The sequence below is a fragment of the Floccifex sp. genome (assembly GCF_051873555.1).
Lineage (GTDB): Bacteria > Bacillota_I > Bacilli_A > Erysipelotrichales > Erysipelotrichaceae > Floccifex.
In genome coordinates, this window is the sequence record NZ_JBJEEY010000079.1 from 1 (window position 1) to 17,863 (window position 17,863).

20 protein-coding genes are annotated in these 17,863 nt (G+C 31.4%); all 20 read left to right on the top strand.

Going from position 1 to position 17,863, the window contains the following annotated elements:
* Positions 1-59: 59 nt before the first annotated feature.
* Entirely contained in the window at positions 60-761 is a 702-nt protein-coding gene (locus ACI32A_RS04565; protein ID WP_439753849.1) for a tRNA threonylcarbamoyladenosine dehydratase, read from the top strand.
* Between the two features lie 44 nt (positions 762-805).
* Positions 806-1,480: a RadC family protein gene (gene radC / locus ACI32A_RS04570; protein ID WP_439753850.1), complete on the top strand. Its 675-nt coding sequence runs from the start codon at positions 806-808 to the stop codon at positions 1,478-1,480.
* A 47-nt stretch (positions 1,481-1,527) separates the two neighbouring features.
* Positions 1,528-2,358 (top strand): rod shape-determining protein MreC, encoded by an 831-nt coding sequence (gene mreC, locus ACI32A_RS04575; RefSeq protein WP_439753851.1) that lies wholly within the window; start codon positions 1,528-1,530, stop codon positions 2,356-2,358.
* Position 2,359: 1 nt separating this feature from the next.
* Positions 2,360-2,926 carry a rod shape-determining protein MreD gene (gene mreD / locus ACI32A_RS04580; RefSeq protein ID WP_439753852.1) on the top strand — a complete coding sequence of 189 codons (567 nt, stop codon included), beginning with the start codon at positions 2,360-2,362 and terminating at the stop codon, positions 2,924-2,926.
* 52 nt (positions 2,927-2,978) lie between these two features.
* On the top strand, positions 2,979-5,522 hold the full coding sequence (polA, locus tag ACI32A_RS04585) for a DNA polymerase I (RefSeq protein ID WP_439753853.1): 2,544 nt from the start codon (positions 2,979-2,981) through the stop codon (positions 5,520-5,522).
* A complete protein-coding gene (mutM, locus tag ACI32A_RS04590; protein ID WP_439753854.1) occupies positions 5,522-6,343 on the top strand; it encodes a bifunctional DNA-formamidopyrimidine glycosylase/DNA-(apurinic or apyrimidinic site) lyase in 822 nt (273 codons plus the stop codon). Before polA ends, mutM begins: the two co-directional genes overlap by 1 nt.
* Positions 6,316-6,915, top strand: coding sequence for a dephospho-CoA kinase (gene coaE, locus ACI32A_RS04595; RefSeq protein WP_439753855.1), 600 nt, complete (start codon positions 6,316-6,318; stop codon positions 6,913-6,915). Before mutM ends, coaE begins: the two co-directional genes overlap by 28 nt.
* On the top strand, positions 6,908-8,026 hold the full coding sequence (locus ACI32A_RS04600; RefSeq protein ID WP_439753856.1) for a DnaD domain protein: 1,119 nt from the start codon (positions 6,908-6,910) through the stop codon (positions 8,024-8,026). Before coaE ends, ACI32A_RS04600 begins: the two co-directional genes overlap by 8 nt.
* Positions 8,026-8,895: an ATP-binding protein gene (locus ACI32A_RS04605; RefSeq protein ID WP_439753857.1), complete on the top strand. Its 870-nt coding sequence runs from the start codon at positions 8,026-8,028 to the stop codon at positions 8,893-8,895. Before ACI32A_RS04600 ends, ACI32A_RS04605 begins: the two co-directional genes overlap by 1 nt.
* Positions 8,896-8,963: 68 nt before the next feature.
* Entirely contained in the window at positions 8,964-9,830 is an 867-nt protein-coding gene (gene fba / locus ACI32A_RS04610) for a class II fructose-1,6-bisphosphate aldolase (protein WP_439753858.1), read from the top strand.
* A gap of 94 nt (positions 9,831-9,924) precedes the next feature.
* Positions 9,925-10,764, top strand: coding sequence for a tyrosine-type recombinase/integrase (locus ACI32A_RS04615; RefSeq protein ID WP_439753859.1), 840 nt, complete (start codon positions 9,925-9,927; stop codon positions 10,762-10,764).
* Between the two features lie 284 nt (positions 10,765-11,048).
* Positions 11,049-11,666 carry a signal peptidase I gene (locus ACI32A_RS04620; protein ID WP_439753860.1) on the top strand — a complete coding sequence of 206 codons (618 nt, stop codon included), beginning with the start codon at positions 11,049-11,051 and terminating at the stop codon, positions 11,664-11,666.
* Positions 11,667-11,718: 52 nt separating this feature from the next.
* The gene (locus ACI32A_RS04625; RefSeq protein WP_439753861.1) at positions 11,719-12,351 is read left to right on the top strand and encodes a hypothetical protein; all 633 of its coding nucleotides are present in this window, start codon (positions 11,719-11,721) and stop codon (positions 12,349-12,351) included.
* 15 nt (positions 12,352-12,366) lie between these two features.
* Positions 12,367-13,278, top strand: coding sequence for a hypothetical protein (locus ACI32A_RS04630; protein ID WP_439753862.1), 912 nt, complete (start codon positions 12,367-12,369; stop codon positions 13,276-13,278).
* Between the two features lie 196 nt (positions 13,279-13,474).
* Positions 13,475-14,062 carry a hypothetical protein gene (locus ACI32A_RS04635; protein ID WP_439753863.1) on the top strand — a complete coding sequence of 196 codons (588 nt, stop codon included), beginning with the start codon at positions 13,475-13,477 and terminating at the stop codon, positions 14,060-14,062.
* Complete coding sequence (locus tag ACI32A_RS04640) at positions 14,059-14,565, top strand: signal peptidase I (protein WP_439753864.1); 507 nt, start codon at positions 14,059-14,061, stop codon at positions 14,563-14,565. The genes ACI32A_RS04635 and ACI32A_RS04640 overlap by 4 nt, the downstream gene beginning before the upstream one ends.
* Positions 14,562-15,026, top strand: coding sequence for a hypothetical protein (locus tag ACI32A_RS04645; protein ID WP_439753865.1), 465 nt, complete (start codon positions 14,562-14,564; stop codon positions 15,024-15,026). The genes ACI32A_RS04640 and ACI32A_RS04645 overlap by 4 nt, the downstream gene beginning before the upstream one ends.
* A 9-nt stretch (positions 15,027-15,035) precedes the next feature.
* Positions 15,036-16,424, top strand: coding sequence for a BspA family leucine-rich repeat surface protein (locus tag ACI32A_RS04650; protein WP_439753866.1), 1,389 nt, complete (start codon positions 15,036-15,038; stop codon positions 16,422-16,424).
* A 20-nt stretch (positions 16,425-16,444) separates the two neighbouring features.
* On the top strand, positions 16,445-17,119 hold the full coding sequence (locus ACI32A_RS04655; RefSeq protein WP_439753867.1) for a LytTR family transcriptional regulator DNA-binding domain-containing protein: 675 nt from the start codon (positions 16,445-16,447) through the stop codon (positions 17,117-17,119).
* Positions 17,116-17,787 (top strand): hypothetical protein, encoded by a 672-nt coding sequence (locus tag ACI32A_RS04660; protein ID WP_439753868.1) that lies wholly within the window; start codon positions 17,116-17,118, stop codon positions 17,785-17,787. Before ACI32A_RS04655 ends, ACI32A_RS04660 begins: the two co-directional genes overlap by 4 nt.
* Positions 17,788-17,863: the final 76 nt, after the last annotated feature.

Below are 17,863 nucleotides of genomic sequence, written 5' to 3' on the forward strand. Positions count from 1 at the left end.
ATCAAATCCTGGAAATATTCCAGGTTTTTTTTATATTTATTTTTTGATAAAATAAACTCATGGAATTTTCAAGAACCGAATTATTAATTGGAACACAAGCTATACAAAAACTCAAACAAAGCCATGTAGCCATTTTTGGTGTTGGTGGTGTTGGTGGCTATGTTGTCGAAGCTTTAGTAAGAAGTGGCATTGAACACTTTGATTTAATTGATGCCGATGTTGTATCTATATCCAATATCAATCGTCAGATTATTGCCCTTCATTCTACGATTGGTAAAAATAAAGTTGATGTAATGAAAGAAAGAATGCAGGATATTAATCCCAATGTGCAAGTACAAACGCATCCACTTTTTGTGACAAATGAAAATATAGCTGACTTTAACTGGGATCAATATACTTATGTAGTCGATGCCATTGATACCATCAGTGCTAAAATTGGACTTGTTTTAATATGCCAGGAAAAAAATATTCCCATTATCTCAAGTATGGGCGCTGGAAATAAATTAGATCCCACAAAATTTGAAGTTACTGATATTTATAAAACCAAAGTATGTCCTTTAGCCAAAGTCATGCGAAGAGAATTAAAGAAAAGAAGAGTCAAACATCTAAAAGTGGTTTATTCACAAGAACTTCCTATAAAAATAGAAAACCAGCCAATCGATCCTGTAAGCCATAAAGCCATTCCCGGTAGTTCTAGTTTTGTGCCATCGGCAGCAGGCTTGATTATTGCCTCAGAAGTGGTAAAAGATCTTATAAAATAGAGAAAAAATTTGTCTTTTTCTCTTTTTTTTTCGTATAAAAGAATATGAAAATAAAAGAAATGTCAGAAGAAAAACGTCCACGAGAAAAGGCTTTGCGTTTTGGATTGGAATCCCTCACTGATTTAGAACTTATTGCCTTGATTTTACAAAGTGGAAACAAAAAAAGAGATGTATTTGAAATAGCTAAAGATGTACTCAAACAATCGGAGGATTTAAATAAAATGTTTGAGTTATCTGCGATTTCTTTGATGAATATTCAGGGAATCAGCAAAGTCAAATCTCTTCAACTCTTAGCTGGAATTGAATTGGCAAAGCGCTCTTTAAAAGCCCATGCCTATCAAACCACAATTCAAAAGCCAACAGATGTGTTGCATTGGTTTCAATTGGAATACGGGACATTGAAACAAGAAAACTTTGTTGCGATTTATTTAGATACCAAAGGACATATTATTTTACATTGCACATTGTTTATTGGAACGCTAAATGAAAGTAGCGTCCATCCCCGTGAAATTTTTAAAAAAGCATTTGAAGTCAATGCGTATTCCGTTCTTGTTTTGCATAACCATCCATCAGGGGATCCCAGTCCATCGACTTGTGATATTGAATTTACAGAAAGACTGGATGAAATATCAAATACAATGGGTATTTATTTGATGGATCACATCATTGTGGGAAAGAATCGCTATTTTTCTTTTCGCCAGGAAGAATATCTTCGTTGAAACAAATCGAAAATATCGTTATAATGAAAAGGAATTTGGGGGAAATTATGCGAAAACTGACTCGATTACAGAAAATATTGTCGATTTTGATTTGTATCAGCTTAATTTTTAGTTTCATTATGTTGTCCCTGAGACAAAATTCACTATCAAATTTAGGATACAGTGCCTGGACATATATAAAATATGGATTAATTGACTATCCATTGAAATCATTAGGAAATGGAATATCGGATTTAGCCAATTTATGGCACGTCTATGAAGACAATGAATATTTAAAAGAAGAACTAGCGCAACAAAGAAGTTATAAAACACTTTATGAAGAAGAACGAAATAAAAATGAAGACCTGGAAAAGTTACTGGAAATGAAAAATTCATTACCCGATGCCTTGACAATTTCCTGCAGTGTTCTACAAAGATCAGCTTCTTCCTGGAGACAAACAGTTACCATTTCAGCTGGAAAAGCACAAGGTGTCAAAGAAAATATGATTGTGATGACTAGTGAAGGAGCTATTGGATTGGTGGAAACTGTTCAAAGTGCCACAAGTATCGTAAGATTATTGACGAGTGAAAATTTAGTCAATGACATTGCGATTAAGATTTCTTTGGAAGATGGAAGCAGTGTAGAAGGTGTTTTACAATCTTATGATGCTCAGAAAAAAGCTTATTGCGTTTCTTTGTTTGATAACGATGCAACGGTTGCAGCGGGACAAAGTGTTGCGACCAGTGGTTCAGGAGGAAACTATCCTTCTGGTTTATTCATTGGAACGGTTGTGGATGTTTCTCAAAGCGATGATGCGATTATATCAACGGTTTATGTCTCTCCCGTATCCAATATGAAGAGTTTTGAATATGTAATGGTCATTGGAAACGAGGAATAAAATGAAAAATCGATTTTATTTGATTCTATTTTTGATACTCGCTCTTTTAGATCAAGCCATTGTCTATCTTTTTCCAGTTGACTATACATATCAGGGATTTTCTTTTGTACCACATTTATGTTTGGCTGCATTTTTAATTAGTATCTACAAAAGAAACTGGCTCGATCGAATTTTAATGGGCTTGTTGTTTGGAATTGCCTATGATGCTTTATTTCAAAATGGTATTTCATTTCATATTTTATGGTATCCTTTTTTAAGCTATTGTTGTGGATTCTTTCAAGAACAAATGGACCAGGACAATAAATTATTGTTGACGGTTGTATGGTTTTTAGTTGTTTGTATCGATGTCATTCCGTTTTTATATTTTCATTTTAAAGATGAGATTTCAATTTCTATTATAAAATGGATGATTCATTTTGAATTAGCAACGGCTTTAATTCATATTGTCTGTATTGCCACTTTGGTTTATATTTTTAATGTCTATGATCGATATCAGGAAATTCAAAGAATTCGAAATCAGAAATTGGAAAAGAAAAAGTATCGAAATTTACGTTTATCCAGAAAATAGAGACAAATCGTCTCTTTTTTCATGTTAAAATAGAGTTTAGAAGGTGACAACAATGAAAAATTTATTATTAATTGATGGCAATTCGATGTTATTTCGAGCTTATTATGCCACTTTATATGGAAAAACCATGAGTACATCCAATGGAATTCCAACCAATGCAGTTTTTAGTTTTATTTTAATGATCAATAAAGCAATTGAAATGATTCAACCAGATTCCATTTTAGTGGCTTTTGATGCTGGAAAAAGCACATTCCGTCATAAAAAATATGAAGCCTATAAAGGGACTCGAAAACCATTAGATGAAGAATTAAAAGTTCAATTTCCAATTGCCAGAGAATTCTTAGATGCCGCTGGCATTGTGCGCTATGAAAATGAAGAATACGAAGCCGATGACATTATTGGAAGCATGGCCAAAAAAAGTCAATCCATTCAAACAACAATCTTAACCAGTGATCGTGATTTACTGCAGCTTATTGATGAATCCACCAATGTATTATTAATGAAAAAAGGATTAACAGATATGGATTTGATGGATGTTTCTCATTTTCAGGAAAAATATGGATTGCTTCCTTTACAGATCATTGACTTAAAAGGCTTAATGGGAGATAGTTCCGATAATATTCCAGGGGTAGCCGGAGTTGGAGAAAAAACAGCTACAAAATTATTACAGACATATCATAGTTTAGAAGCAGTTTATGAAAATATTGATTTGATCAAGGGAAAATTAAAAGAAAAACTGATCAATGGAAAAGAAGATGCATTTTTATCAAAAGAATTAGCTACTATTTATCGAGATATGGAATTTCCATTTGGAATGGACGATTTAGCATTCGATTCGTATTCCAATCAAGTTAATGACTTTTATCAAAAATATGAAATGTATTCCTTTGTGCGTCAACAAACCAAAGAAGTTCAATCCATTGAACAAGTTAAGACATGGAAACCACTGGATTCTTTCTTTTTGCCAATCATTACCAATGAAGGAAAGTGTCTAGGTTTTGTTTGCAGTAATGGAATCGAAACAATATTTGAAAGCATGGACCAGGCTTTAGAAGACAAAGAATTTCAATTGTATTTAAAACAAGAAAATTTAAGTACATGGGATTGTAAAGACTGTATGCATTTGTGTTTAAAATATGGTTTGCCTATGCCACATTTTAAAAATGATTATCACATTGCTTCTTTCTTATTGCATTCACAAGCAACCAATACCGATGATTTATTACAGACTCTGCAAGTACATTTACCGGAGTCTTTACATGAATTGAGTAAAAAAGTCAAAGATAAAGAAGCTTATGAATTGTCTCGTTCTTTAGCTGTATATGGCGCTATGGCTAAGCAATTGTTTTTATTGAAAGAAGACATTGAAAAGCAGTTAAAAGAAATGAATTTATGGGATTTGTATCAAAATATTGAACTTCCATTAATTCCGGTTTTATTTGATATGGAAGTACAAGGAATTCTTGTCAAAGAAAATACATTGGATTCTATTGAAGAAGTTGTTGATGAAAAAATTGATGCACTAACAAAACAAATCTATGATTATGCACATATGGTATTCAATATCAATTCACCAAAACAACTAGGAAATGTATTATATGATGAATTAAATTTACCAACGGGTAAGAAACGATCCACATCGGCTGAGGTTTTAGAAAAATTAGTGGATGCTCATCCAATTGTGCCTTGTTTACTGGAATACCGAAAATATGCCAAAATCAAGTCAACCTATATTGATGGTATTCGAAAACATATTCAAAGTGATGGAAAAATCCATACAAGATTTAATCAAACAATGACGCAAACCGGTCGTTTGTCCAGCAGTGAACCCAATTTACAAAATATTAGTGTACGCGATGAACAAGGAAAAGAAATTCGTAAGGCTTTTGTAGCGAAAGAAGGATGTCAATTGTTGTCAGCGGATTATTCTCAAATTGAGCTTCGTATTTTAGCGCATATGGCCAATGAAGAAAATATGATTGAGGCATTTAAAGAAGGCATTGACATTCATACCCAAACCGCTACGAAAATCTTTATGGTCAAAAAAGAAGATGTTACTTCTTCTATGCGGCGGATTGCCAAAACTGTGAATTTTGGAATTGTTTATGGACAAACAGAATTTGGTTTATCTTCACAATTGAATATCACAAGAAAAGAAGCTTCTGATTTTATGAAAACCTATTTTGCCTCTTTTCCAGCCATTCACTCTTTTATGAATGAATTAATTTCTTTTTGTCAGGAAAATGGCTATGTGGAAACAATTTTTAAGCGAAGAAGAGAAATTCCTGAAATCCAAGATAAAAACTTTATGACAAGGGAATTTGGGAAAAGAGCGGCCATGAATGCACCGATTCAGGGAAGTGCTGCGGATTTAATTAAAATTGCGATGCTCCATGTGAAACAAAGAATGGAAAAAGAACAAGTGCAATCTAAATTGCTGCTGCAGATTCATGATGAATTGATTTTTGAAGTATTAGATGAGGAATTAGATAAAATGGTTTCTTTGGTACAAGAAGAAATGGAACATGTATTGGATTTGAAAGTGCCTTTAAAGGCAAGCATTGCCTATGGCAAAACATGGTATGAGGCAAAATAATGCCGGAAGCACCTGAAGTAGAAACAGTTTTGCGAACATTAGAAAATCAGATTCAAAACTGTAGAATTGAAAATGTATTTGTGTATTATGATAAAATTCTTGAAAATAAAGAGCTTCCTTCTTTATTAATTGGACAACATTTTTTAAATTTTTCAAGAATTGGAAAATATTTAATATTCACAACCGAAAAATATGATTTTGTGGTGCATCTTAGAATGGAAGGAAAATTCTATATCTATAATGAATATCCACAAAATCTTAAACACATTCATGTGGTTTTTGAATTGAATGATCATCGTTATTTGTGTTACCATGACACAAGAAAATTTGGTCGCATGGCTTTATATGATAAAGTAGAAGATAAATATGATTGTCCAGGTTTACAACATATAGGCTGGGATGTATTGGATGAAAGAATGAATGCGTCTTATTTTTATCAAGGCATTCACAAAAAGAAAACAAATTTAAAAAGTGCTTTATTGGATCAATCCATTTGTGCGGGCATTGGAAACATTTATGCCGATGAAATTTGTTTCATGGCTAAATTAGATCCAAGAAGCAATTGTTCAAAAATATCAAAAAAAGATAGTGAAAATATTGTTTTTTATACTAAAAAGATTATGCGCGGAGCTATGAAAGCAGGAGGAACCACTATTCGTAGTTATACTTCTTCACTTGGTGTAACTGGTTTGTTTCAACTGCAACTTCATGTTCATATGAAAAAAGATGAGCCATGTCCAGTTTGTCAAAAACCAATTATAAAAAGAGTCGTGGCGACAAGGGGAACATATATATGCACACATTGTCAAAAAAGAAAGTAATTGCGATTACAGGGTCTATGGGATCGGGTAAATCACAGGCTTCTTCTTATATTTCAAATTTTTATCCGGTATTGGATTGTGATAAAGTCAATGCCAGGTTATTGGAAAAAGGACAAAAAGGATATGAAAAAATAGCGCAAGTGGATTGGATTGTTTTTGATGAGAAAAAAAATATTGATAAAAAGAAAATGGCGTTTTCTATGTTTCAGGATATTCATAAAAAACAAGAAATAGAAGCTATTTTACATCCTTTAATTTTTGAAAAAATTAAACAATGGACACAAAAACAAAATCAGCCACTTCTTTTTGTCGAAGTCCCTTTATTATTTGAAATCCATGCCCAAAATCAATTTGATGAAATCTGGTGTATTTATTGTGATGAAAACATTGCGATGCAACGCTTGATTCAATATCGTCATTTTACGTTTGAAGAAGCAAAAATGCGTTTAAATCAGCAATTAAGTGTTTCCTATAAAAAAGAAAACAGTGATGTTTGTATTGAAAACAATGGAAATTTAAAGGATTTATATCGTTGTATTGATGTAGCTTTAGAAAGGAGTTTATATGAATGAAAATGTTTCAATTTCGATTCAAGAAGCCTTTCAACAAGATTATCAAAGTGTTTTAACTTTATTATATTGTCCATTGATTGGAAAAGAGGCTTATTTTCTATATCAATTATTGATTTCTCTTTCTAGACAAAATTATCAATTGGAAGCATTGATGGATTTATGTGAAATGAAACCGGGTCAATTTGAACGGGCAAGAGAAAATTTAGAAGAATTTTCTTTATTAAAGACATATTTAAATACACAAAATAATCAGTGGATTTTTTATGTGAATCCTCCATTGAGTGCTCATGAATTTTTAATACACGATAGCTTTGCTCGTTTATTTATTCATATTTGTGGAAGCAAAAAATATGATTTTATGAAGTATTATTTTCAAGTGGATTCACAAAATTTAGATGGATTTATTGATGTGTCGAAACAATTTGATACGTCTCGATTTGATTTATGGAATGAAAAAAAAGAAGATGTGTTTCAAAATAATAAACCACAAAATAAAAGAGTCTATGACTTTGATTTTCAAGTATTTTTTCAGGGCATGGATCGGATTTTTCCAATTCGACTTCGAAGTGAAGAAAATTTAAATTTAATTGCTCAGTTATCTTCCATTTATGGAATCGATGAAAAAGAAATGAAACGACTGGTGCAAAGAAGTGTACATCCAGTATCAAAAGAATTGGATCAAAAAGCCTTAAAAGATCTTGTTTTTTCTTCTCGAAAAGTACAAAAAACAAAAGAGGATCCATATACAATGGCACCTGTTCAATTTTTACGATCCAAGCAAAAAGGATTGCCAGTATCTACGAGTGATAAGCGCTTAATTGAGTCTTTATGTCTTGAATATGGTTTTAGTAATGAAGTTGTTAATGTATTAATTGAATATTGTTTAGAAAAAACAAATCAGTCGCTGTCTAAAAATTATGTAGAAAAAGTAGCAGCTAACTGGGCTCGTTTACAAATTGATTCCAAAGAAAAAGCTTTGAAACAAATTCAACCAAAACAAAAGAATCAGCAACCAGATTGGTATCAAAACACTGCGCAAAATAAACCAACAAAACAAGCTTTGCAAGAGGCGTTGCGTTTACAAGAAAAATTGAAGGGAAGTGATGAATAATGAATCAGGAATTGTATGAGAAGCAATTGATTGAAAAATTAAAGAAAAATCGTCATGTTCTTTCGTTTTTAAAGAAAAATGGATTGGATATAAGTTTTGTAGAGACGAATTCAGATTATTTTGAAAGCTGGTTAAAGACTTTAAAGAAATGCGAAGGATGTCAGGGTTTGTTATATTGTGCCCAGCAAATGAATGGTCGAGTAAAAACCATTTATATGGATGGAAATTTTATTGAAGAAACATATATGCCTTGTCGTTATAAGAAAAAAGAAATGAAGGAATTAAAACATCAAAGTTCTTATCGGTTTTCGCATTTATCAATCAGTCAATATAGCATTGATTTAAAAGATATTGATGTTTCACAAGAATCAATGGAATATATTCAAGCTTATACTTCAATGATTAAGTCCATTGAAAATGAAAAAGGCATTTATTTATATGGACAACCAGGTGTTGGAAAAACATATTTAAGTATCGCATGTGCGAATTATTATGCCAAACAAGGAAAGAAAATATCTTTTGTTCGCGTTCCTCAATTAATTCAGGAATGCAAAGATGCCATGAGTGATTATGAATTTCAATCCACGATTTTATCGCATTTAAAATTCAGTGAAATTTTATTTTTAGATGACATTGGATCGGAATCTATTTCTATGTGGACAAGAGATTCCATTTTGTTTCCTGCTTTGAATTATCGCATGGATCATCACTTAAAAACATATTTTACATCGAATTACACAATGGAAGAATTAGCTAAGCAATATTTTATCAAAGGAAAAGACAATAACAGTGTTTCATCAGATCGTTTCTTAGAAAGAATTCGTGCTTTGTCTTCTTCTGTGAGCTTGTTAGGAAAAAGCCGTCGATAATACTTTTAAATTCATTGTTTTTGTATTAAAATAAGTGTGGAAAGCAATTCTAAAGGAGGATAATAAGAATGTTAGTTTCTGCTACTGAAATGATTAATAAGGCCCATGAAGGTCATTATGCCATTCCTCAATACAACATCAATAACATGGAATGGATCATTGCAATTTTAAAAGGATGCCAAGCTACTAATTCTCCAGTTATTTTAGGTGTATCTGAAGGTGCTGGAAAATATATGCAAGGGTACAAAAATGTTGTTGGTATGGTTAAAAATATCCATGACAAATTAGGAATCACTGTTCCTGTAGCTATTCATTTAGACCATGGTTCATACCAAGGTGCATTGGATTGCATCGAAGCTGGATTCACTTCTGTAATGTTTGATGGATCTCATTTTGATTTTGAAGAAAACGTTGCAAAATCTAAAGAAATCATCGCTTTAGCTCATTCAAAAGGAATTTCTGTTGAATGTGAAGTTGGTGGAATCGGTGGAGAAGAAGACGGTGTCGTTTCTAATGGTGAATTAGCAGATCCAGAAGAATGTGGTGCTGTTGCTGCTTTAGGTGTAGACTTCTTAGCTGCTGGTATTGGAAATATCCATGGTAAATATCCTGCTAACTGGGCTGGATTAAGCTTTGATCAATTAGAAAAAATCCAAGCTAGTACAAATGGTAAACCATTAGTATTACATGGTGGTTCAGGTATCCCTGCTGAACAAGTTAAAAAAGCGATTTCTTTAGGTGTTTCTAAAGTTAACGTAAATACTGAATTACAATTAGAATTTGCAGCTGCAACTCGTAAATATATCGAAGAAGGTAAAGACCAGGCTGGTAAAGGATACGATCCTCGTAAATTATTAAAACCAGGAACAGATGCAATTCAAGCCAAAGTAGAAGACATGAACAAAAACTACTTTGGATGTGCTGACAAAGCATAATTCATGAAATTGAGGTGGAATTCATTCCACCTTTTTTTATGGAATAAACGATATAGATATGTTATTATTTTGTCTCAAAAAAAGGAGACAAACTATGATTCAGATCATCAAGGATTTTAAAAAATATTTAATAGAAGAAGAAAAAAGTGAGGCCACGATTGAAAAATATATTCGAGATGTGTCTCATTTTTTTGAATATAAACAAAATGAAGAAATTTCAAAAGAACTTGTGATGAACTATAAAACATATCTAATGGAAACAAAATATAAAACAACTTCCATTAACTCTATGCTTGCCAGCATAAATTCTTTTTTGGATTTTTCTAATCAAGAAGAATGCAAAGTGAAGTGTTTAAAACAACAAAGAAAAATATTTAGCCCAGAAGAAAAAGAATTGACTAAAGAAGAATATTTTCGGTTATTAGAAGCTTCTAAACAAGATGAACAAATGCAATTAATCATGCAAACAATATGTAGTACGGGAATACGTGTAAGTGAATTGAATTATTTTACAGTGGAAGGAATTCAGAAAGGAGTCATTAATATTCGATGTAAAGGAAAAGAAAGAATTATTTTAATTCCGAATAAATTGAAAAAAGTATTACTTAGATATATCAAGAAACACAATATAAAAGAAGGATTTATTTTTTTGACAAAAAAAGGAAAACCTGTAAATCGGACAATGATTTGGCAAAAAATGAAGAAGCTTTGTCAAAGTGCAAAAGTTAATCCCAATAAAGTATTTCCACATAACTTAAGAAAATTATTTGCACGTTTATTTTATAAACTGGATAAAGATATCGCAAAATTAGCTGACATATTAGGACATAGTAATATTAATACAACACGGATTTATATCATGTCAACAGGTCATGAACATAGAAAAAGAATCGAACAATTGGGACTGGTTCTATCAAAAAAAATCCTGACATAATTCATATTATGTTAGGATTTTTGTCGATCTCTTTGAATTTTTATATAAAATTTCATACATATTCTAACACACTTATCTACAAAATCAAGAAAAATTGTCCACTCTACATTTTTGAATCCATTGAAACCAAATAATTGAGCATGACAAATACACTCTCTAAGCGTTTTTTTAAAAAAAACAAGGGAGTGTATTTTTCGCATGCCAAAAATAATTGAGAAAGTGAAATCAAAATAAAAACAGAAACATAATATGAATTATGTTTTGGAAACAAAGGAAGGAAAGATATGAAAAGAAGTAATATTGTTCTACAAAAATTTCTATCCATTCTTGGCATAATACTCTGTCTTATTTTTGGTTTTTTACTCATTTGTAATTTGACCATCATTATAAAAGGCGCAATGCATCCAGAAAGTCCACCATCTGTATTTGGAATTACGCCAATGGTTGTCAAATCAGGTTCTATGTCTGGAAATCAAGAAGGTCATATTGAAGCAGGCGATTTGATTTTTATTGACAAAATTGAAATTGAAAAACTGAAAAAAGGAGATGTTATTGCGTTTATGGATGGCGCATCTGTTGTAACGCATCGAATTGTAGACATTGAAGAAAATGAAAACAAGGAATTGGTATTTACAACTAAAGGTGATGCAAATAACGCAGAAGATGAAAAAAAAGTAGGAGAGAAACAAATCGTTGGAGTATTCAGTAAACGAATCGCAAAAATAGGTGATTTTGTGTTATTTGCTCAAACACCTACTGGTATGTTCTTATTCATGGGATTGCCATTATTGGTATTTGTAAGTTATGACGTAATGCGTCGTAAAAAACAAACAATTGAAGAAGCCAAAAAGAATGAAGAACTACAAAAAGAAATTGAAAAATTAAAAAAGGAAAAGAAATGATATCTATGTCTATTTGCCACAAGACATTGATATAAAGAAAAAGGAGAAAAACATGAAGAAAAAGAGAACATTAAGAGCCTCTTCATTATTAATGGCTCTAACATTAGCAACTACAAGCTTTGTAGGAGGAACATTTGCTAAATATGTAACAGAAGCAAGCTATCAAACAAGTGCACGTGTTGCATATTGGGGATTTTTTGAAACAGATTTACAGACAGGTCCAAATGCTTTATTTAGTGAAAGTTATGACAATGTTGCAAGTGAAGACGATTCTTTAGTGGTAGCGCCTGGGACAAATGGAGAAACGAGTTTTCAGTTCCGTTATAAACCTAACAGAAATACAGCAGAGGCTCCAGAAGTAGGATATACATTTACAGTGGATACAACAGGAAGTGAATGCCCTGTGGATCATATTCAATGGGCTTTAAACGACGGGGATTTTGGATCTTTTAATGATTTATTAACTCAAATTAAAACTTTGTCAGGCGATGTAAGTGGAACAAAAGTATATGCACCTGGAGAGTTACCAGTGAATTTTGATGGAACAAATGTTCATACAATTAAATGGAAATGGGATTTTACGGGTGATACAGCCTATGATACGGATGATACAACAAGAGCTAATTATGCAATTTTGGACAATGTTGTAGTTAAAATCAATGTTAAAGCAGTACAAATCGACTAATAAGGAGAAAAATTTATGAAATCTAAGAGTTTTCGAATCGGTTCAGGTTTGGTTGCTCTAGCAATGATTACTACGTGTTTTGTAGGTGGTACGCTAGCAAAATATGTAAGAGAAGGTAGAAGTGCAGATGCAGCTCGAGCAGCGAAATGGGGCGTACAAATTGAACCAAATGGAAATATGTTTTCTGAAGTATATGCAACAGAAGATGCAACATTTGCTGAATTAAATTCTGTCGTTTCAACAGATAAAGTAGTTGCACCTGGAACACAAGGAGAATTAGGAAAAGTTGTGATTACAGGTCAACCAGAAGTGGCAGTGGCAATCAACTTTAATTCAGATTTAATTTTGGATGAATGGTTTGCACCAAATAATGGAGATGTAGACGATGAAATTGTAGAAATAGGTGAATGGGTTTCCTTAGGATGGGTGAAAACAAGTGATATTGGAACACCTTCAACAGATCTTCAAGCACCTGTTTATGCAGTAGAGAGTCCAAATCGTGATGGAAATACAAACGGAGAAGAAGTTGTTTGTGCACAAGAAATTGTTTGGGAAGAACCAGGAAGAAAAGGAGCTTTGTTTGAATACAAATACAAATGGAATGTTATTTCTTTATCTGTGATTCCGGCTCCGGGTATGATTTTCTATTGTCCAATTGTTATTACTGTAGGAACACAAGAATTTAATGGTTTGAATTATCGTTCTGCTGCAGAATTTGAAATGGCAGTTGAAAGAGCAATCAATGCATATTCTTCAAAATATGCAGCTGGTATTGATATGACAACAGTGGATGTGCCTGAAGTGTCTTGGAAATGGGCATTTGATGGAAATGATTCTAAAGATACATATTTAGGAGATCAGGCAGCTGATGGAAATGCAGCAACGATTACTTTGAAACTAACAACAACTGTTACGCAAGTAAATTAAATATAAAACAGAAGTCTGTCAGGTGGCAGTACAGGCTTTTGTTCTTCTTTTTCTATGAGAATTATTTGAAAGAATTTTGATAGAAGAGGAAGAAAAGGAGATTGCTTATGATAAAAAAAGGATTTTTCTTTCACTTATAACTTTATTCATTTTATATATCACAACTTTTTCAATTGCTTCACAACATACTTGGGCAATGAAGGGAAAGAGTCCAAACCATGTTTTAACATATACAAAAGGAAACTTGACATGGGATTCTTCTACAGTTGTTAAAGAAAATGGAATTGCTTATTTAAATTTATTTCATTCTGTTTATGAAAATGCGGTATCCAATAATTCTGAAAAAATAACAGCACCCGGTGTCCATAATGAATCTATTGTTCGTTTGTACAATCAAGTCAATGGTCCGATTCAATATAAAGCATTTTTATATCAGATACAAGATCAAGAACAAATGAACGTGCATTCAAACCTTGAATCAAATCAAGTTGTAAATGTATTGGAAGGGACAATTGAAGGAAAAAAATACAGAGATTTAGATATTTCCTGCCTTTGGCCATATGAAGTCAGTGACCAGCAAGACGAAATTGATTCTATGATGGGAGATTTTGCGAGTATAGATAAACCGACTAATGTAGAAGTTGGATTGTATGTTGTGATTGAAGATGATAATCAATATATTTCAACAGATACATCATTACAAACACATACAAATCAATATTTTGTTCTATTAGCAATAAGTACATTAATTATATTGATTCTATTTAGAAAGAAGAACAAATGAAAAAAATCCGAAAAATATTAAGTTTGATTTTAACTTCATTATTGTCGATTTTCCTTTTATGTAATCTATGCCTACTTTCAAAAAAAATGATATTTAAAACGATTCAGCCAACAATTTTTGGTTACTCCAATGCAATTGTCATTTCAGGAAGTATGTCCGGAAGCATAGAAATTAATGATATGGTGATCTGCCATAGTGTAGATGAATATGAAGTGGGGGATATTATTTCTTTTGTAAGTGGAAATCATCTTGTAACACATCGAATAATTCGAAAAGAAAAAGATGGATTTATCACAAAAGGAGATGCAAACAATGCGGAAGATTTAGATGTTGTATCTAAAGAACAAATAGTTGGAAAAGTTATTTATGTGATTCCTGTTATCGGATTATTTATTTCTTATATACAATCACCGTTGGGCATGAGTATTTTATTGTTTTTGGGATATGGACTCATATTTATTCCAAAATTTATAGAAGAAAAAAAGAGGAGGAATAAAACATGAAACGAAAAATAAATATATGGCTTACTTATTTCATTGTTTTCACAATGATGTCTATAAGTGTTTCATTCGCAAAATATAGTACGGAATCGATTTTAGAATCCAATGCTCGTGTGGCAAAATATGGAATTTCAGTGAATCAAGATTCGAATACTTCTATTAAATTGGATGTTGGAAATACATCACAAACTGGGAATTATACTTTTTCAGTTAAAAATGAATCCGAAGTCATATTGAAATATCATGTTTTTCTTGAAAATGTATCTAATCAAATAAAGGTCACATTGAAAATAGGAGAAGACAGTGAAGAAATAATATCCAGTGGTTCAACTCTATATTTTTCAGATCATGTCTTAAATTTTGGTCAGGAACAAGCATTAGAACTAATTTTTGAAGCGCTTGATGGAACGAATATTGGACAAAATACCATTAAGATTAATGTTCATACTGAACAAATAGATTAGGAGGGAATTATGAATCGAAAAATAAAATATAAATTATGGAGTATTTTCATTTTATCCATCTTGTTATTAATGTCTTTGTCTGTAACAAAAACAGTCGCAAAATATACAGAAGACAAAGAAATAGGATCTTTGGTATTAGATATTACAGATGAGCCATCGTATTTAAATCGACAATTGAAAAATTATATTAATAAGAATGCTTCTACATATATTTTTGATAGCTATAACAACCAAAAATCAAATGTTCCTGCATGGAATAATTTAGAAAATATGGGTGGCACTTTGGATGGTACAGATAATACAGAACTAAATAATTCCGTGAAATATTATTACGATTCAAATAACGATACAGTTTATGTGTTATCTAAAGGAAGTAAGCCACTAATGTTTCCTGCAAATTGTAAGGAACTCTTTTATGGCGTTTTTACTACTTCCGCCACAAATATTCAATTTAACAACATAGATACATCTCATGTAACAACAATGTTTGGAATGTTTGAGTGGACATCTGCACCTTATCTGGATTTAAGTCATTTTAATGTTTCAAATGTAACACAATTCAATTATATGTTTCATATGTCAGCTAATTTAAAGACAGTGGTATTTGGTGAAAACTGGCAACAATCTACAAATCTAAAAGATATGCAATATATGTTTAATGGCTGCACAAATTTAGAAAGTATAGATTTCAATCATATTAATACAAGCCAGGTTGTTAATATGAATTGTTTATTTAATGGATGCCGAAAACTAAAAAATATAGATTTGAGTTCATTGGATATGTCAGAAACTTTGTATTCTCAATTTATGTTTATGAACTATGGAAAAGATATCACAGAACCGATTTCTTTTACATTTTCAAAAAATGCTCCAAAACTAGAAGTATCAAATGGTATGTTTCAAGGAGCAAATTTTGAAACAATTGATTTATCAGGTTTTTATGCTCCAAGAATCCAATTTGTTGAAGGAATGTTTAAAGATTGTACAAATGTAAAAGAACTAAATTTATCTTCTTTTGATACTGCCAATGTATCCTCAGAAAATATGAAAGATTTTTTTACTGGATGTACACAATTAGAAAAAGTAACATTAGGAGCTAATTTTAAATTTTTAGATACAACAGCCGTTTTACCAACAACAAGTGATGGAAAATGGTATATCAATCAAGAAGAAGCTTATACACCAGAAGAACTTGTTTCCGTACAAAATAATGCAACTTCTACTATGACATATTACGCAAACAAAGACCAGTCGCCTATTGTAAATACATTGTCATTTGATCCGGAAGATGAAGAGGAACTAAACATCATAGAAGTTCCAACTGAAAATGTAGATGAATCAATTATAGAAGAACCGGTAATTGATGATGAGCCTGTACAAAATTTTGAAGGGGAATAAGTTGAAAGGGGAGTATGATTATGAATATTGGGATCATTAGTGAAGATATCAATGTTTCGCATATAATTGAAAATAAAATTAATTATTTAATGGAAAATCAAATCATACAAAAATATAAATCTTTTTTTGATTTTTTAGAAACAAGAAAAAATTTTAAATTAGATGCTTTATGCATTGATCTTGATTTGAAAGATTGGAAAACAAAAACGATTGAAATACAAACTTATTATCAAAACATTAAAATCATGTTTTTAGGACATCAACTCTCGGATTATTATCAATTATATGACATGGAATATGCAACTTTTGTTAGTAAAAAAGAACTTGAATGTCTAGAAGATGCGTTACATGCGTTATTTAATGCTTGTCAAAAAAGAGAAGAACATTATATTCAATATAAATGGAAAAACATCACATATATTCAAAAAACGAGAAATATTATTTATTTTGAGCGTGATAAAAGAAGAACAATTATTCACCAAATCAATGGACAGATAAGTTTTACTTATAAATCACTAGATGATTTTATAAAAGAAACAAATGACGAATTTATAAGAACACATGAAAAATATTTAGTTAATCCATATCATTTTGAAATCTGTAAAAGAGATAAAATACAGATGCAGGATGGAACTATCATTCCTATTTCCAGAAAATATTTAACTGAATTTCGTAATAAACAACTGATATTATGAAAATCATAAATCTAAAAGGAAAAAAATTTGGAAAACTGCTTGTAGAATCTCAAACAGAAAAACGACAAAATGGAAGTGTTATATGGCGTTGTATATGCGAATGTGGAAATACAGTGGATGTCAGTGCTCGTAAATTAACAAGTGGAAACACACAATCATGTGGTTGTATACGTAAACAAAATTCAGGAATAAAACCAGTTGATTTAAGTGGACAAAAAATTGGACGATTAAAAGTATTGTCGATGACAAATAAACGAAGTGCACATTCGGTATTATGGACATGCCAATGTGATTGTGGCAATATATGTCAAGTCAGTTGTTCATCTTTACAAAGCCAAAAAACATTGTCTTGTGGATGCTTAAGAGAAGATAGTCTAAAACAAAATCAGTACAGAGTAATCAAACGATCCATTCAACATCAACTAAGAAAAAATAATTCATCGGGATTTATAGGTGTTAGTTATGATCGAAGTACAGGAAAATGGATGGCAAGCATTGGAATAAATGGCAAAGATTATTATTTATGTCGCTCAAAAAATAAGCAATATGCTATTGATTTACGACAAAAAGCTGAAGAAATGATTTTAAAACCAATTTTGAATTCTTCTAATAATATAGATGAAGAATATATTAAAAATAAAATAAAGGAAATACGATCAAGACTTTGAAATAGATTATTTTCAAAGTCTTTTCTTGTTGGAAAAAGTGATTGAATAGTGTAAAATGTACATGCCTAAGGGGGTT

Excerpts from the sequence above, each read along its gene's own strand:
- radC (WP_439753850.1), top strand. The coding sequence starts at position 806 with ATGAAAATAAAAGAAATGTCAGAAGAAAAACGTCCACGAGAAAAGGCT.
- coaE (WP_439753855.1), top strand. The coding sequence starts at position 6,316 with ATGCACACATTGTCAAAAAAGAAAGTAATTGCGATTACAGGGTCTATG.
- fba (WP_439753858.1), top strand. The coding sequence starts at position 8,964 with ATGTTAGTTTCTGCTACTGAAATGATTAATAAGGCCCATGAAGGTCAT.
- ACI32A_RS04600 (WP_439753856.1), top strand. The coding sequence starts at position 6,908 with ATGAATGAAAATGTTTCAATTTCGATTCAAGAAGCCTTTCAACAAGAT.
- ACI32A_RS04660 (WP_439753868.1), top strand. The coding sequence starts at position 17,116 with ATGAAAATCATAAATCTAAAAGGAAAAAAATTTGGAAAACTGCTTGTA.
- ACI32A_RS04650 (WP_439753866.1), top strand. The coding sequence starts at position 15,036 with ATGAATCGAAAAATAAAATATAAATTATGGAGTATTTTCATTTTATCC.
- ACI32A_RS04605 (WP_439753857.1), top strand. The coding sequence starts at position 8,026 with ATGAATCAGGAATTGTATGAGAAGCAATTGATTGAAAAATTAAAGAAA.
- ACI32A_RS04620 (WP_439753860.1), top strand. The coding sequence starts at position 11,049 with ATGAAAAGAAGTAATATTGTTCTACAAAAATTTCTATCCATTCTTGGC.
- polA (WP_439753853.1), top strand. The coding sequence starts at position 2,979 with ATGAAAAATTTATTATTAATTGATGGCAATTCGATGTTATTTCGAGCT.
- mreC (WP_439753851.1), top strand. The coding sequence starts at position 1,528 with ATGCGAAAACTGACTCGATTACAGAAAATATTGTCGATTTTGATTTGT.
- ACI32A_RS04655 (WP_439753867.1), top strand. The coding sequence starts at position 16,445 with ATGAATATTGGGATCATTAGTGAAGATATCAATGTTTCGCATATAATT.
- ACI32A_RS04565 (WP_439753849.1), top strand. The coding sequence starts at position 60 with ATGGAATTTTCAAGAACCGAATTATTAATTGGAACACAAGCTATACAA.
- mreD (WP_439753852.1), top strand. The coding sequence starts at position 2,360 with ATGAAAAATCGATTTTATTTGATTCTATTTTTGATACTCGCTCTTTTA.
- ACI32A_RS04635 (WP_439753863.1), top strand. The coding sequence starts at position 13,475 with ATGAAGGGAAAGAGTCCAAACCATGTTTTAACATATACAAAAGGAAAC.
- mutM (WP_439753854.1), top strand. The coding sequence starts at position 5,522 with ATGCCGGAAGCACCTGAAGTAGAAACAGTTTTGCGAACATTAGAAAAT.
- ACI32A_RS04615 (WP_439753859.1), top strand. The coding sequence starts at position 9,925 with ATGATTCAGATCATCAAGGATTTTAAAAAATATTTAATAGAAGAAGAA.
- ACI32A_RS04645 (WP_439753865.1), top strand. The coding sequence starts at position 14,562 with ATGAAACGAAAAATAAATATATGGCTTACTTATTTCATTGTTTTCACA.
- ACI32A_RS04625 (WP_439753861.1), top strand. The coding sequence starts at position 11,719 with ATGAAGAAAAAGAGAACATTAAGAGCCTCTTCATTATTAATGGCTCTA.
- ACI32A_RS04640 (WP_439753864.1), top strand. The coding sequence starts at position 14,059 with ATGAAAAAAATCCGAAAAATATTAAGTTTGATTTTAACTTCATTATTG.
- ACI32A_RS04630 (WP_439753862.1), top strand. The coding sequence starts at position 12,367 with ATGAAATCTAAGAGTTTTCGAATCGGTTCAGGTTTGGTTGCTCTAGCA.